This is a genomic window from Olivibacter sp. EAT-5 (assembly GCF_044784325.1).
In the GTDB taxonomy this organism is placed as follows: Bacteria; Bacteroidota; Bacteroidia; order Sphingobacteriales; family Sphingobacteriaceae; genus Olivibacter; species Olivibacter oleidegradans.
Genome location: NZ_CP173028.1, coordinates 4,279,513 through 4,295,007 on the forward strand (window position 1 = coordinate 4,279,513; position 15,495 = coordinate 4,295,007).

At 40.0% G+C, this 15,495-nt stretch carries 17 protein-coding genes and 1 other RNA gene; 11 read left to right on the forward strand and 7 right to left on the reverse strand.

Annotation, left to right across the window (positions count from 1 at the left end):
• Positions 1-118 precede the first annotated feature (118 nt).
• Positions 119-667: a hypothetical protein gene (locus tag ACH11B_RS17710; RefSeq protein ID WP_041388341.1), complete on the reverse strand. Its 549-nt coding sequence runs from the start codon at positions 665-667 to the stop codon at positions 119-121.
• A gap of 457 nt (positions 668-1,124) precedes the next feature.
• Here ACH11B_RS17710 and ACH11B_RS17715 point away from each other — a divergent pair, with 457 nt between their 5' ends.
• The 6 genes from ACH11B_RS17715 (at position 1,125) to ACH11B_RS17740 (ending at position 8,493) form a co-directional block, all read left to right on the forward strand.
• Positions 1,125-3,218 (forward strand): HEPN domain-containing protein, encoded by a 2,094-nt coding sequence (locus tag ACH11B_RS17715; RefSeq protein WP_377609251.1) that lies wholly within the window; start codon positions 1,125-1,127, stop codon positions 3,216-3,218.
• Positions 3,215-3,997 carry a uroporphyrinogen-III C-methyltransferase gene (cobA, locus tag ACH11B_RS17720; protein ID WP_013666454.1) on the forward strand — a complete coding sequence of 261 codons (783 nt, stop codon included), beginning with the start codon at positions 3,215-3,217 and terminating at the stop codon, positions 3,995-3,997. Before ACH11B_RS17715 ends, cobA begins: the two co-directional genes overlap by 4 nt.
• Positions 3,975-5,498, forward strand: coding sequence for a TSUP family transporter (locus ACH11B_RS17725; RefSeq protein ID WP_130857460.1), 1,524 nt, complete (start codon positions 3,975-3,977; stop codon positions 5,496-5,498). The genes cobA and ACH11B_RS17725 overlap by 23 nt, the downstream gene beginning before the upstream one ends.
• 47 nt (positions 5,499-5,545) lie before the next feature.
• Complete coding sequence (locus ACH11B_RS17730) at positions 5,546-6,247, forward strand: phosphoadenylyl-sulfate reductase (RefSeq protein WP_130857461.1); 702 nt, start codon at positions 5,546-5,548, stop codon at positions 6,245-6,247.
• Positions 6,248-6,257: 10 nt separating this feature from the next.
• Positions 6,258-7,163, forward strand: a complete 906-nt coding sequence (gene cysD, locus ACH11B_RS17735) for a sulfate adenylyltransferase subunit CysD (RefSeq protein WP_041387458.1) — start codon at positions 6,258-6,260, stop codon at positions 7,161-7,163.
• Between the two features lie 76 nt (positions 7,164-7,239).
• Positions 7,240-8,493 (forward strand): sulfate adenylyltransferase subunit 1, encoded by a 1,254-nt coding sequence (locus tag ACH11B_RS17740; RefSeq protein ID WP_013666458.1) that lies wholly within the window; start codon positions 7,240-7,242, stop codon positions 8,491-8,493.
• Positions 8,494-8,572: 79 nt separating this feature from the next.
• On the opposite strand, the gene ACH11B_RS17745 is transcribed toward ACH11B_RS17740, so the two are convergent.
• The 6 genes from ACH11B_RS17745 to trxA form a co-directional block, all read right to left on the reverse strand.
• Positions 8,573-9,217 carry a porin family protein gene (locus ACH11B_RS17745; protein ID WP_130857462.1) on the reverse strand — a complete coding sequence of 215 codons (645 nt, stop codon included), beginning with the start codon at positions 9,215-9,217 and terminating at the stop codon, positions 8,573-8,575.
• A 165-nt stretch (positions 9,218-9,382) separates the two neighbouring features.
• Positions 9,383-10,447 carry a DNA polymerase IV gene (dinB, locus tag ACH11B_RS17750; protein ID WP_377609249.1) on the reverse strand — a complete coding sequence of 355 codons (1,065 nt, stop codon included), beginning with the start codon at positions 10,445-10,447 and terminating at the stop codon, positions 9,383-9,385.
• 16 nt (positions 10,448-10,463) lie between these two features.
• Positions 10,464-10,832 carry a response regulator gene (locus ACH11B_RS17755; protein WP_013666461.1) on the reverse strand — a complete coding sequence of 123 codons (369 nt, stop codon included), beginning with the start codon at positions 10,830-10,832 and terminating at the stop codon, positions 10,464-10,466.
• A gap of 211 nt (positions 10,833-11,043) precedes the next feature.
• Complete coding sequence (locus ACH11B_RS17760; RefSeq protein ID WP_377609247.1) at positions 11,044-11,964, reverse strand: aminoglycoside 6-adenylyltransferase; 921 nt, start codon at positions 11,962-11,964, stop codon at positions 11,044-11,046.
• Positions 11,965-12,051: 87 nt separating this feature from the next.
• Entirely contained in the window at positions 12,052-12,420 is a 369-nt protein-coding gene (locus ACH11B_RS17765) for a PleD family two-component system response regulator (protein ID WP_013666463.1), read from the reverse strand.
• Between the two features lie 12 nt (positions 12,421-12,432).
• Positions 12,433-12,732 (reverse strand): thioredoxin, encoded by a 300-nt coding sequence (trxA, locus tag ACH11B_RS17770; RefSeq protein ID WP_013666464.1) that lies wholly within the window; start codon positions 12,730-12,732, stop codon positions 12,433-12,435.
• A gap of 211 nt (positions 12,733-12,943) precedes the next feature.
• Here trxA and ssrA point away from each other — a divergent pair.
• The 5 genes from ssrA (at position 12,944) to ACH11B_RS17795 (ending at position 15,490) form a co-directional block, all read left to right on the forward strand.
• Positions 12,944-13,310: a transfer-messenger RNA gene (ssrA, locus tag ACH11B_RS17775) on the forward strand.
• A 242-nt stretch (positions 13,311-13,552) separates the two neighbouring features.
• The gene (locus tag ACH11B_RS17780; protein WP_377609245.1) at positions 13,553-13,858 is read left to right on the forward strand and encodes a hypothetical protein; all 306 of its coding nucleotides are present in this window, start codon (positions 13,553-13,555) and stop codon (positions 13,856-13,858) included.
• Positions 13,859-14,077: 219 nt separating this feature from the next.
• Positions 14,078-14,317, forward strand: coding sequence for a hypothetical protein (locus ACH11B_RS17785; protein WP_377609243.1), 240 nt, complete (start codon positions 14,078-14,080; stop codon positions 14,315-14,317).
• A 6-nt stretch (positions 14,318-14,323) separates the two neighbouring features.
• Positions 14,324-14,830 carry a DUF2335 domain-containing protein gene (locus tag ACH11B_RS17790; protein ID WP_377609241.1) on the forward strand — a complete coding sequence of 169 codons (507 nt, stop codon included), beginning with the start codon at positions 14,324-14,326 and terminating at the stop codon, positions 14,828-14,830.
• Between the two features lie 144 nt (positions 14,831-14,974).
• Positions 14,975-15,490 (forward strand): hypothetical protein, encoded by a 516-nt coding sequence (locus ACH11B_RS17795; RefSeq protein ID WP_377609239.1) that lies wholly within the window; start codon positions 14,975-14,977, stop codon positions 15,488-15,490.
• The last annotated feature ends 5 nt before the right edge of the window (positions 15,491-15,495 follow it).

Below are 15,495 nucleotides of genomic sequence, written 5' to 3' on the forward strand. Positions count from 1 at the left end.
AGTAAGTTGTTAGGCGTTAGCTATCGGCGACGGAACGTTGCTTTTGAAGTCCAGCACATAACAATAAAGAGACATAGATACTGTGCCTTGACAGCAACGTTACAAAGTAACAGTTATATTAGAAAAAACTCCTTATCCCCGCAGATACCGTCTCAAAAAGACCTTCGAAACTCAGTCCTTTGTTATAATTGAAATAAGCAAAAGCCAGCAGCGCGACGATGGCCAACAAAATAAGCCTTTTATAAATAGTTGCTATAAATATTATGACAAGCGGAATCAACAATAAGAAGACCCAACTGATTTTAATTGGCTTTAGCCCGTCATCATTCTTCATGACATAATACAACTTACTATGCGTACCATGCTCATTTTGATGCTTAAGAAAGACAAAAGAAGATTTATCAATCTCTTGTGGAGAAATGGCGACCCCTCCGGAAAAATTAAGCTGCTGTTTAAATCCATTAATAACAAATAGGAACGTACCGTTAAGCTTATCTGTTGGTTCATCCAGCGAATCGCAGGCGATAATGGCTAATTTGTTATTTTTGATCAGATTCTCCTTAACAATAAAATTATCTAAATGATATCGTTGCTTTGCCGATACCAAATTTGTAAAGGAAAAGAAATAGATAGCACATAGCAATAAAATCGAGCTCTTTTGTTTCATCTGTTTCATTTGATACCACCCACCGCATTCTACATACAGGATTAGGCGCTCAAACTTAGATAAAATGCGCTTTATTTGCAACGATGAATCTAAGTATGTTGAGGTTATGGCCATTTTTTTGTGAAAGGTCGTATAATATAATGATGCGCTCTTTGTTAGGTTCTTCTCCGGGAAATGTTTAGTTTAGGGCTACGTAAATTAGCGATGCTGAATAACGTGTTCAGGGCACGCAATAAGTGCGCTGAATGTAAAAATTAAAAAAAAGTCGAAAATTAATACTACTAATACGGTATACTTTATATATTTGCTAAATGGAAATATTATCAAGTCGTTTCGATACTGTTTTTTGGCTTAACGATTTTTTAATGTTATTTAAGTTTTTTTGTGTTTTTAGCAATCGATTAGGTTGAGCATTTGACAAATGAACTCGACATCAACATTTAATAAGGGGTAAACGATGCAAAGTTTCAGAACGGAATTAGAGAATCCAGTAGTGGAGCAAGATATTATAGATCTTGAAAAGAAAATCCATGCCTTTAGACAAGGTTCTATTCATGACGAAAAGTTTAGAAGTCTCCGGCTTGCTAGAGGGATTTATGGACAACGCCAACCCGGTGTACAAATGGTACGCATAAAGCTTCCGTTTGGAAAAGTGACTTTTAAGCAATTTTTGAGAATAGCTGATATCGCCGACGAATATGGAAGTGGTAATTTGCATTTAACTACGCGTCAAGATATACAGATACACTACGTGAGTTTGGATCGGACGCCGGAGCTTTGGTCCAAATTGGCAGCCGATGATGTGACTATCCGTGAGGCTTGTGGTAATACCGTGCGAAATGTTACAGCCTCTCCTACAGCTGGTATCGATCCGGACGAACCTTTTGATGTTTCTCCTTACGCTTACGCTACTTTCGATTATTTTTTGAGAAACCCAATTTGTCAGGAAATGGGGCGCAAGTTTAAAATTGCCTTTTCATCCAGTGAAAAAGATACTGCATACAGTTATGTGCATGATGTCGGGTTGATACCTAAAATTGATCCAAGTGGCAAACGGGGCTTTAAAGTCGTTATAGGCGGTGGCTTAGGTGCACAACCTATTTTGGCGCATCTTATTTATGAGTTCTTGCCTGAGGATCAGTTGATTCCTTTCATTGAAGCTGTTATACGCGTGTTCGATCGGTATGGTGAACGCAATAACCGTAATAAGGCGAGAATGAAATACCTGATTCAAAAATTAGGCTTGGATGAAGTCTTACAGCTTATAGAAAAAGAAAAAATTGCCATCAAAGCTAAACAACTTCCAATAGATATTGATGCGGTAAAAGCACCGAATATTCCGGTGAATACAGTTTTAGAGGATGTATCGGACGCAGAGCGTCTTCAATATGAATACTGGTTAAAAACCAATGTATTTGAACAGAAACAGAAGGGGTACTATGGCGTATACATCAAAGTGCTTATTGGAGATATAAAAACGGATCTGGCAAGGGAATTCATTTCCTTGATTCAGCCCTTGGTAGCCGATGAAATCCGTATCACCCAAAATCAAGGCTTATTGCTGAAATACGTACCTGAAGCGCATTTACCAGCTTTATTTCACGCATTGAATAAAATCGGCTTTGCTAAAATTGGTTTTGATTCGGTAGCGGATGTTACTACTTGTCCGGGTACGGATACCTGTAATTTGGGAATTTCCAATAGTATGACCTTGGCAACGGTGTTGGAAGACCTCGTGTATGAGGAATACCCCGAGTTTGTCTTCAACAAGGACATCAAGATCAAAATCAGTGGCTGTATGAACTCCTGCGGACAGCACGGACTTGCCGAAATAGGATTTCACGGTAGTTCGTTAAAGGCAGCTGGAAAGGTGGTGCCTGCTGTACAGGTAATGCTTGGTGGGGGAACGGTAGGGGATGGTGTCGGCCGTGCAGCTGAGCGCGTTATAAAGACGCCGTCAAAGCGCGCTACAGACGTTTTAAGATCTTTACTGGATGATTATAAGGCAAATGCGGAAAAGGGGGAGCGATTTCAGCAATATTACGATCGCCAAGGGAAGGATTACTTTTATCAATTGTTGAAACCGCTGGCAGATCTTTCCAGCCTGAACGAGGAGGAATTTGTAGACTGGGGGCATGAGGAAACCTTCAAGACGGCTATTGGGGTAGGCGAATGTGCGGGCGTGGTGATAGATTTAGTAGCGACCCTACTTTTGGAAGCAGAAGAGAAACTTAGCTGGGCTAACCAAGCCTTGGATAATGGCGCTTGGTCAGACGCCATTTACCATGCCTATAGCACCTTGATAAGTAGTGCAAAAGCGATGTTGTTGGATAAAGGAGTGAATAGCAGTACGCATATCGGTGTTATCAACGATTTTGATGCAAAATATGTGGACAGTGGTGAAATCGATCTTCCAACAAGCTTCGCGGAAATGGTGTTGAAAATTAATAAAGAAGAACCTTCTGCCAATTTTGCTCAGGCCTATTTTAAACAGGCCGAGGAATTTTTAAAACTAACGAGAACTAAACGAGAGACGGTATTACAATCATGAATGATATAAAAAAGAATAACGCACCTAGAATAACCTTGGTGGGTGCGGGGCCCGGCGATCCCGAACTGATCACCTTAAAAGGTTTAAAGGCTTTGCAAGGGGCGGATGTTGTACTGTATGATGCACTGGTTGGTGAAGAACTTTTGCAATTTATTCCACCAAACGCTACAAAGGTATATGTAGGGAAACGCTCAGGTGATCACAGCTACTCACAAGAGGTAGTAAATAGATTGATGGTGGACTATGCCTTGAATTTCGGGCACGTGGTACGACTAAAGGGAGGTGATTCTTTTGTTTTCGGACGAGGTTACGAAGAGCTTGAATTTGCTGCCGCTTACCGTATACCGGTAACTGTTATCCCTGGTATATCCAGCTCTATCGGTGTTCCGGGTCTGCAACATATTCCTGTTACGCATCGCGGACTGAGTGAAAGCTTTTGGGTGATTACCGGTACCACGTCTTCAGGAGAGGTTTCGCATGATGTCTATCAAGCGGCACAAACAAAGGCGACGGTAGTTGTACTCATGGGATTGAAGAAGCTCAAGGAAATCGTAGAAATTTTTAAAGCAGCGGGTAAGGACAAATTACCGGTGGCTATTATACAGAAAGGCTCAACGCAGGACGAAAAGTTGGTGGTAGGAAACGTGCATAACATCGTAGATAAAGCGCAACAGGAAACGATTACAGCTCCAGCTATATTGGTATTCGGAGAGGTGGTTTCTTTGCACCCATCATATAAATCGATTGTAAAGGAGTATGCCTCAGTTATTGGAGAATGATGCAGCCCTTTTAGCTGCAAGCAATGAAAACGCTATAGGAAATCAATTGTTTCCCGTTTTTTTAAAATTAAACGATTTGCACACCCTCGTAATCGGGGGTGGCCCTGTTGCATTGGAGAAATTACAGGCACTTCTTGGAAACAGTCCTCAGGTAAAAGTCAAGCTTGTAGCGAAAGAAATCATTCCGGAAGTATATCAATTTGCTGAAACGCACACACAACTTCAAATCTTCCAAAAGGCATTTGAGCCGACCGATATGGATGCCGTTCAGTTAATCGTGGCGGCCACAAACAACAATGAATTAAACGCAGAGATCAGAAAAGCTGCGCACGAACGGAAGCTTCTGGTCAACATAGCCGATAAACCATCGCTTTGTGATTTTTATCTTGGATCTGTCGTTAAAAAGGGAGATCTCAAAATAGCAATATCAACGAACGGTAAATCACCCACAATTGCTAAACGATTAAAAGAAGTACTAGCTGAAAGCATACCGGATGAAATTGACCAAACGCTTCAGCAAATGAGTGCTTTACGGGGGAAACTGAAAGGGGATTTTTCTGACAAAGTCAAAAAATTAAATGCAGTAACTGCGACGCTTGTTACATCGGAACCAACGGAAAGTGTTCGTCGGAATTTTAAGTGGCTTATCTGGTTGGCTATAATTTTTTCGATGACGATTGGTGTCTTGGTTTTTTGGCATAAAGAGCCGGAATTCCAATCATTTTTAATGGAGCTTGACCCTGTATTCTATTACTTTTTAGGAGCAGGCTTTGTCTTTGCTATGGTGGATGGTGCAATAGGAATGTCCTATGGAGTTACTTCCTCATCTTTTTCCCTGGCAATGGGCATACCGCCTGCACCGGCGAGTATGGGAATACACTTATCAGAAGTGCTTAGTAATGGTATTGCCGGATGGATGCATTACCGCATGGGCAATGTAAATTGGAAGCTTTTTAAGTTGCTGCTCATTCCCGGTGTGGTTGGAGCCGTGATTGGGGCTTATCTACTTTCATCCTTAGAGCATTACAGCGCATATACAAAACCTTTAGTAGCTTTGTATACCGGTATTTTAGGAGTAGTTATTCTAATGAAGGCCTTTAATATCAAGAAAAATAAAAAAAGAAAAAAAATTGAGCGTATTGGCTTACTGGGTTTCTTTGGAGGCTTTATTGATGCGGCATTTGGCGGAGGGTGGGGATCCATCGTACTATCCAACTTAATTGCAGGTGGCCGACATCCATTATTTTCTTTAGGAACGGTTAAGATCACGCGATTTTTTATCGCTATATTAAGCTCCCTTACCTTTATTTCCATGCTTGGGGGTGCTCATTGGGAAGCTGTTTTGGGATTGATTCTGGGAAGCGCACTGGCAGCACCTATTGCGGCTAAGGTTTCTAATAGGATATCGGCAAAAACAATTATGGTATTAGTTGGTGTCATTGTCCTGATCGTAAGCTTAAGAAATATTGTACTATTTCTGACGCATTTATTTGTTGGATAAAGTTTTAAGGAGGTTCAGAAAAAATAGCTGAACAAAAATAAATCAAAATGGACTTACACGATTTGAAAGAGAAGCTGAGGGGACTAGACATAGTTGGGTCGTTAACATTTTTGGCAAAAGAATTTAATGACAAAATTGTTTTTTCTACCAGCTTCGGTTGGGAAGACCAGGCTTTAACGCATATCATCTTCAGTAATAATATACCTATAAAAGTATTTACGCTGGAAACAGGGAGGTTATTTCCAGAGACCTATTATGTTTGGAATCGAACATTGGAAATTTATAATAAACCCATTCACGCCTTCTATCCTGACAAAAACTTGCTGGAAGAGATGGTGAGCACGAAAGGGCCCAGCAGTTTTTATGAGTCGGTTGAAAATCGGAAAGAATGCTGCTATATTCGCAAAATTGAACCGTTGAAGCGCGCTTTAGCAGGTAATGCTTGTTGGATTACCGGTATTCGGGCTGAGCAATCAGCTAATCGACAAGGAATGGATAACATCGAATGGGATGAAGGAAATCAGATCATTAAATTTCATCCTATTTTCGATTGGACTTTGGCTGATGTAAAGGCTTATATAAAAGAAAATCACATCGTTTACAACACCTTGCATGATAAGGGTTTTCCTAGCATTGGATGTGCCCCGTGTACCCGAGCAGTTAGAGAAGGAGAAGATTTCCGTGCGGGACGATGGTGGTGGGAAGATCAATCAAAGAAAGAATGCGGCCTACATGCCGCTCAATCATAATGTAATTAAAATGAGTAAAAACAGTTTAGATTATTTAGATCAGCTAGAAGCAGAGGCTATACATATTCTGAGAGAAGTGGCTGGTCAATTTGAAAAGCCTGCTCTCCTTTTTTCCGGTGGGAAAGATTCTATTACGTTGGTTCGTCTGGCTGAAAAGGCGTTTAGACCGGGGAAGTTTCCTTTCCCATTGGTACATATAGACACGGGCCATAATTTTGAAGAGACTATTATTTATCGCGATAAAATGATTGAGCGAATTGGCGAAAAGCTAATCGTCGGCTATGTACAAGATTCGATCGATGAAGGAAAGGTCATCGAACAAAAAGGAAAAAATGCCAGCCGTAATGCGCTTCAAACTGTAACACTGCTAGATACCATAGCGAAAAATGGTTTTGATGCCTGTATTGGTGGTGCTCGGAGAGATGAGGAAAAAGCACGTGCCAAGGAGCGTATATTTTCGGTTAGGGATGAGTTCGGACAATGGGACCCTAAACGACAACGCCCTGAATTATGGAATATTTACAATGGGAAAATTCACAAAGGCGAAAACGTCCGCGTATTTCCCATTAGTAACTGGACTGAATTGGATGTCTGGAATTACATCCGAAGGGAAGGGATTGAGCTTCCTTCTATATATTTCGCTCATGAGCGGGATTGTATTACACGCAATGGACAGTTGATGGCTGCTTCACCCTTTCTCAATATGGACGAGGAAGACAAGGTCGTCAGAAAACAAGTGCGTTTTCGTACGGTAGGAGATATGACTTGCACGGCGGCAGTGGAGTCGAGCGCAACCTTAATTGACGATATCATCGACGAGATCAGTCAATCGAAAATCAGTGAGCGTGGCGCCCGGATGGATGATAAAGTTTCGGAAGCCGCTATGGAAGATCGTAAAAAAGGCGGTTATTTTTAATGGTTGCCAATTGTAAGTATAGCAGATAAAGGAAATAAAAAAAGGTGCCAAAAGGTACTAAAATACAAAGAGAGAAATGAATATATTGAAATTCTTTACGGCTGGTAGCGTGGATGACGGCAAGAGTACGCTTATTGGACGGATGCTTTATGATACAGGCTCCATTTTGGCTGACCAACTGGAAGCATTGCAGAATTCTAAACGTAAAAATGACGATGGCAGTATCGATCTAGCCATATTGACCGATGGCTTACGGGCAGAGCGGGAGCAGGGTATTACGATTGATGTTGCCTATAAATACTTTCAGACAGAAAAACGTAAATTTATTATAGCCGATACGCCGGGCCATATACAGTATACTCGCAATATGGTGACGGGGGCATCTACCGCCGACTTAGCAATTATTCTAATTGATGCACGTAATGGCGTTGTGGAGCAGACCATTCGCCACTCTTACCTTGCGTCTTTATTGGGTATCAAACATTTAATTGTTTGTATCAATAAGATGGATATGGTTGACTATAGTGAAACGGTTTTCGATGCCATTATTTCAAAATACAAGGCACTGGCTCATCAATTAAATTTGCAACAGGTCAATTACATTCCCGTGAGCGCGCTTAAAGGAGATAATATCGTGCAAAAGTCTGAACACATGCCTTGGTATCAAGGAGAAAGTTTGTTAAATTATTTGGAAAACGTAGATGTCAGCCATGATTTAGATGTAGAATACGCGCGTCTGCCCGTACAATGGGTTATTAGGCCACAAACAGAAGAGCTTCATGATTACCGTGGCTATGCCGGTAAAGTTGCCAGCGGGACCTTTAAAGTGCATGATGAAGTAACAGTGTTGCCCTCGGGATCGAAGTCGACAATCACTAAAATCGAACAGCTTGATAAAAACCTAAACGAGGCCTTTGCCGGTCAATCGGTAACCATTCATTTAAAAGATGATATTGATATCAGCAGAGGGGATGTCATTGTAAACAGCGACAGTTTACCTTATCAATCACAGACCGTAGAAGCCGATTTATGTTGGATGGATACAAGACCTTTAGACCTGTCGTTAACCTATCTTATACAACACAATAGTAAATTATCTCGTTGTAAAGTTCAAGAAATCGTCTACAATGTAGATATTAACACACTGGAAAAACATAGTGCTGACGAATTTAAGTTGAACGATATTGGTCGGGTACGGTTGAAAACCGCTGATGTACTTCCATTTGATTTATATGATGACAACAAAGCAAATGGAGCAGCCATATTGATTGATAGTCGAACCAACTTGACGGTCGGAGCGCTTATGTTCCGCGTGGCGCTTGACTATTAAACAATCTTATGTTTATTTAATATAAAAAGAAAACGCTATCGAACTTCGATAGCGTTTTCTTTAGAAGAGAATGTTCGGTTTAGATTCTAAATCCTAAACCAACAGTCCAAACGCGATTGGTTTGCTTCATATCTGTTCCTTCGAATCGTGCGTTTAAGTTAGTCAATCCTAAGCCATAACCACCATGGATCATTAAGCCGTTGGTAAACTCAAACCCGCCGATGAAGTTCAAACCAAAATCAGTTGATTTCAATGCACCGTCGCCTCCGAATTCAAAATCAGGAATGTCTGTTTCCGAAGAGCCGCCATTGTTAGATTCCCATTTGTTCTTACCTGAAATACCAAAAGCGATGTAAGGACCAGCCCCAAGGAAGAAGCTACCTGCATCAGCAGTTGGAAATTTAGCCACAAAGTTTACTGGCACTTCTATCCACATAGTATTCTGTTTGTAAGAGCCAAATTGATTTTCTTCAAGTTTTCCGCCTTTTCCTTGTAAAGAGATACCAGGCTGTACATAAAACCAATCAGTCGCAATAGGCGCATCCAAAAAAGCAGTTATATGGAAATTGGTCGTTGAACCGGTAGATGATACGCTTTCTCCATTGTTGGAGAAATTGTACTTAGGAAAGTTAACACCTGCTTTTAAACCAAAGCCCATTTCCTGTTGAGCAAATGCTCCTGTTGCAAAAAGTAAAGCTGTAATCGATAATAATAACTTTTTCATGATTTTCTTATTTTTTAACTTTTTATTGTTGTTAGTCAAATTACAATAGCTAAGCCAAAAAATGCAACTATCTGTAAATAAGCTTTTTAAATTTTATTTAATTTTTTGGACAGCTGTACTTATTTTTAGACAGTGATCTTAATGTTAGAAAAATCTGACGAGCTTTTAGAACAATGAGAGCTGATTGTCTTCCGATTTAGCAATGTTAAAATTGGATACAGTTAGCCCCAGCAGCCTTATAGGTTTGCCGTCTATGGGTGCTGCTTTTAAAAGGTCAATTCCAAAGGCTTCCACTTGGTCCAGATGGATGAGATTGGAATGGGTGTAATTGCGGGTAATTTGTTTGAAATCAGCAAATTTAATTTTAAGTGTCAAGGTGCTGCCCAGTACTTGTTTTGCCTCCAATCTCTTAACCACCCGTTGCGCGATCAGTTTTAGTTCCGTTATGAGTTCCTGTTCTTCCATTAAGTCGCTTGTAAAGGTATCCTCGGCACCAATTGATTTAAGCTCCCGAAAAGTTTGAACGGGACGTTCATCTATTCCGCGGACAATATTGTAGTAGAAATTTCCTACTTTACCAAAGAGATTCAGTAGATGGTCCTTTGATAACTTTTTTAAATCGGCTCCTTTATAGATTTGCAAACTATTCATCTTTTTTGCCGTCACTTTACCGATTCCGTAAAATTTTTGAATTGGCAAGGCTTCTATAAACGCTTCGATTCTTGACGGACCGATAAAAGTAAGCCCGTCGGGTTTATTCATATCCGACGCTATTTTAGCAACAAATTTATTCGTGGATACACCTGCCGAAGCTGTAAGATGAAGTTCGGTTCGAATAACATTCTTTATCTCCTTCGCAATTTCTATTGCAGAGCCAATTCCCAGTTTATCTTCGCTGACATCTAAATAAGCCTCGTCAAGGGATAAAGGTTCAATAATATCGGTATAGCGATGAAATATTGATCGTATTTGATTGGAAACAGATTTATAGACTTCGAATCTCGGGCGTACAAACAAGACCTGTGGACAGAGTTGTTGCGCCTTTCGGGAAGACATAGCCGAGTGTATACCATAGGCCCTCGCTTCGTAGCTGGCGGTAGCTACCACACCGCGCTGGTCCGGTTGTCCGCCAACAACAATGGGAATGCCTCTATATGTTGGATTATCCCGTTGTTCTACCGATGCATAAAATGCATCCATATCTACATGAATAATCTTACGGAACGACATAAATACAAGTGAAGTGTTATGCCTTTTTCTGCAACAATGAAAGGGCTAAGTTTTCTAATTCGTCCAGATCAAACGGTTTTCTAAGATAACTGTCGGCACCTGCTTCTTCCGCCAAAGTAGGTAAATTGCTATTAGCCGAAAATATAATAACCGGAATATCTTTTAAATGGGAGGTGGCTTTTAAAGTTTGCGTTCCTTTTACACCGCCCAGTCCAGGTATCCAGTTGTCTATTAAGATGATGTCCGGATTAGCCTTTTCTACCTGTTCGATAATATCCTTGCTGTGAGGAGATGATATAACCTCAAAATCTAAGTTCTCGAATACCACAGAGCAGAAGTAAAGGATATCCTCGTCATCATCAAGAATCAGTATCTTGTTCCGCATTCTCTTTTCTTATTGCTTTTTACAAAAATACTTTTTTCATGTTAAGCACCTAAATTTTCTACTAATATTTTACGCAACATCCCATAGGGTTTGAATGGGTGTGCATCCAAATCAGAAGTAAATACCTACTTTTTATGACAGAAACATCTGTCTGGCTTACAATGCTGCAACCTAGACAAGGCGCCTTTCTTTGAGTTGAATTTATATTTCTCTAGTCTTGATGCTCACTGTAAATACGCATGGCATTTTTTGGCAACTGTTGCACATGCAGTAAATATTTGGTTACATTTTGATCCCAATCCCTACGGTAGTTATATCCTAATTGTTGAGCTACATACGTTGCAACTTCCCTAAATAGCTCGATTGTCTTATAGAGGGCAATCCAAGTATTATCTAAATGTGCATCTGAGTAAGTGGCTAAGAACTTTTTATATACTTCCCTTTCTAGGTATCGCTCATAGAATTTGCCAAATTTACCCGGATTAACCGTGAAATCGTGACGACATCCAATATACCAGTCCATCATCTGCATCAAAGCAGCATGGATCACTTGGCTGAATAATTCTTTAACCAGTACCAATTCACCACGCCATAAGCCTTTAGCTAAGCCGGCAGTGGTGTACCAAAATTCATTGCAGCAATCTTCAAACGAACGTGCCGAAGGCTTTTTTACTATATAGCTAGCATCACTAGCAGGAGGGAGTGGCCTTTCTTTGAAAAGGCCGTTTTTGTCCCAAATTACCTTACAAAGACTATCGTTCGTAAAATGGTGCAAACGTTCGAGCGGCACGATGGTTAAATCAATGCGATTACCATCTTTAAATTGCAATAAATAAGAAAATGCGCCAGCCATCTCAGGCGTTGGTGGGTATAATTCCATGTCTTCCGGTATTTGCATAATCATAAGCTCGCCAAATACCTCCAACCAATCTGCATTTAGGTAACGTGGTTCAAGACTTTCAACTACGTAAATAATGTCGTAATCCTGAAATATATCCTTGCTTACATTGGGATTTGATCGAGAACCATCTTGTAAAACGCCGAGGATCTTTGTGTCTTTTGCCGCAACGCGCAAAATTAATTCCATCATTTCACTTTCGCTTCTGCTAATTACAGGTTTGTTTGTCGTCATATAGAACATTCTTTATTACTTTGCAAGATTGATTTCATGAAATGCTTATAAAGCATTATAGGCTTTGTTTCGTAAGACTTAAAGGTTTTATGCTTTTTTTTGCAAGAGCGATAAAGCTAAGTCTTCCAGTTCGCTTAAGTCAAATGGCTTTTTCAAATAGTTGTTTGCTCCCGCCTCTTCCGCCAAACTAGGTAGGTTACTGCTAGCAGAGAATAAAATAACCGGTATATTCTTTAAATGGGGTGTATTTTTTAGTATTTGTGTCGCTTTTACGCCCCCCATACCCGGTATCCAATTATCAATTAAGACTATATCCGGAGCTGCCTGTTCTACTTGTGTGATAATATCCTTACTGTGAGGAGACGATATTACCTCAAAGTTCAGGCCCTCAAATACGACAGAGCAAAAATATAATATATCCTCATCGTCGTCGAGAATTAATATCCTGTTCCTCATTATTTTATGTGCTTATGACGCGTAGCTGTCGATGATTTGTGCTAGTTGATTTTGTGGCACTACGCCGCTTTGTCGCCATTTAATCTCCCCTTCTTTAAAAAGAATCAGTGTGGGAACGCCTCGAACTTGATAATTAGACGCGGCTTTCGGATTTTTATCTACATCAACTTTTAGTATGGTGACTTTATCACCAAATTGCGATTTGACTTCATCTAATATCGGGGCCATTATCTTGCAGGGACCACACCATTCTGCAAAAAAGTCAACCAGTACGGGGGTTTTTCCTTTGATGATTTCGGAGAATGTTGCCATTGTATATTAGTTAATATAACTACTAATCTAATAAAAAAATGGATAAATCTAAGAAAAATTGCAAAATAAACTTGTGAAATATAGAATCGTTCAGTTAAAATATAGCTTGGGTCTTTATGGTTGATTTAATGTAAATAGACGGGGAGGGGGGACGCACGAAGGCTTGATAGAAAGCAAAATTTTTTATATCTTTGTAGGCTATATATTACATGGGGTCGACCGGAATTGACAGGATGGAGACGGTTATGTAAGCATGCAGTGCGTTGTTAGTCTAGCACTATAATCTGAACTTTCAACCTTATAAATGGCGAAAATAACTACGCCTTAGCTGCCTAATTTAGAATTAGCATAGCTTTTGTTCCGTTGCAGTCTGCTTCGTGCTGTAACATCGGGAGCATCGATCAACGAAGCTAGCTGACTTAGCGGCACGATGAGTTGGCAAAATTAAGTGCCTACGGAAACTGGTATAGGTAAGCGACCGACCTTCCACTTCCCGACAATTAAACGGAAGCTAAGCATGTAGAAAGCATATACAGTACCATGTTTGGACGAGGGTTCGAATCCCTCCGGCTCCACTGATATAAAAGGCAACTGGCTATAAATGAGTTAGTTGCTTTTTGTTTTTAGTGATAGGTGGTAAGAATGGTGGTAAATCGAACAACAAGAAGCTATCCACGAATATAATTTACTATATTTGTAACAACTTTCAACTGTAAGGTTAAAACTCATCAGCCCTTTTGCATTTGCATGAGGGCTTTTTTATCAAGTAAAATCTTTACAAATCACCCGTTTCTGCTTAGTTTTGCTAAAAATATTGGCAATGAAACAAATCAATCCCGACCTCCCTAAAATCAGATTTCAGTACAAGGGACGTAATATTGAGATACCTTACTACTACCCGGAATATGGATTGCAGCGAATATTCATACTCGATAAGAACGGAGACGAGCACGTGTTTTATAAAGGTATGTACGTACCGGGAGAATGGCACGGTAAAGATACCGAAAAATGGGACAGGGAGTTTAAGGACATACTGTTCTCTGAATTTGAAAAGCTACAGCCAAAGGAGGTTACGACGAATGCAGGCAAACGCATGTGGGAGTACAAGTCTTGGTGGGAGCTGTAGAGTGGCACCATAACGCTGGTGCCGGGCGCCCTTTGAGACTAGGGGTTATATTGTTACGCTGATGGCTGCGGCTTAGTCGCAAGTAGGGGTAATGGGGTGCAAGGTAGCGCATTACTACAAGATTACTATTGGTTTACTATTGTTTTACAAAATAATAACAAAAATATTATTACACAATGTTGAAAACTTTACGAAAAGTATTATGTTTGTATCATACAAATGAGTACCACACATCCTAAAATCAAGAAAGGAGGGAATATGTCAAAAAAGCTTAGAGCATCTAAAAGACATAAAACCAACAGTTATCTTAAAGGGGCAGGAAGCCTGTTAGGTATTTTTGGCGGTTACTACCATAAGGAGATTATGTCACTTATCAAAAGTGATAAAGAATCTTTAAATGGAGATTGGCAAAACATAGCTGACGACTTTAAAAAATCGAAGAATAACTTTTCTTTTTAATTATCAATGACTGCCGACAATACCGAAAACCAAAAGTCAGACGATAAAAAAGAAATCCACGAGGAAAAGGTAGATTTAATTAAGGCTGTTAAGTCTATAAATCCAAAAGTGTTAGAAGGGGTTTCTCAGAAAAAGAAGGCGGAAATTATTCAGGTATTTAGTCAGGCTGCAGTATCAATACAAAAATCTAGGTCAGGCCCATTGCCTTCTCCTGAAGATTTGGCTGAGTATGCCAACATAATTCCAAACGGAGCGGAAAGAATAATGGCTATGGCTGAGAAAGAGCAAAACCACCGCCACGATCTGAACAATACTATATCTAGAAGGGAATTGAATCAAAGCTCAACTGGACAATGGCTAGGATTCTTTATCGTTATTTTTATAGCAGGAATGTGCGGATGGCTTATGTTCCTCGGGCATAGTATCGCAGGAATGATAGGCGTAGTATCTGCCTTAGGAACGCTATTGACTGTCTTTATATTAAAGAAAGTTGAAGACAAAAAGAAACAATAACCCCTCGTCACTTTGGGAGATCGGAGGGGCTTTTATCAACCTAAACTTATTGGTGCTAAAATAATATTTTCAAATAAGGTTTCCCGTATCATTTCTCATTTTTTCTCGCTAACTTCACTCATTATTAACTTAAACTTATTAGAGATGAAAAAATCTTTACTTTCCTTGACGGCCGTTTTGGTACTTTTTTCATGCAACAGTGAAAAGAAATATGAAAAATCTTCCGGAGAGTTACTTGCAAGTATGGTTTATGCGCAGACTTATGCTGAGGCAATTACAGGCAGGTATTCCAAAGTATGGAGGGATGCCATTAGTAAAGAAGTCTATTATAAAATAGATGGGAAGGAAGTTAAGTCGTACATTGATTTTAACGATGCATTAGTGCTGGTTAAATCAGAAATGGAACATTCAGGATTGGAGGGTAGCCTAGATAGTTCTTTTGCTGTCGTAGACAGTATAATGAGGACTTTAAATGAGCCACCTAAGAAGTATGAGAAACTAAGCAAGGATATTTCCGAATGCTACGGCGACCTAAGCGAATTCATCCGACTAGCTAAAGCTCCTGAAGGATCGTTAATGTCGTATAACCAACGTAGCTCTGAATTAAATTCGAGCTTCAATAGGAAGCTCTCACAAATAGCAGTTCAGCTCCCCAAGTAAACAAA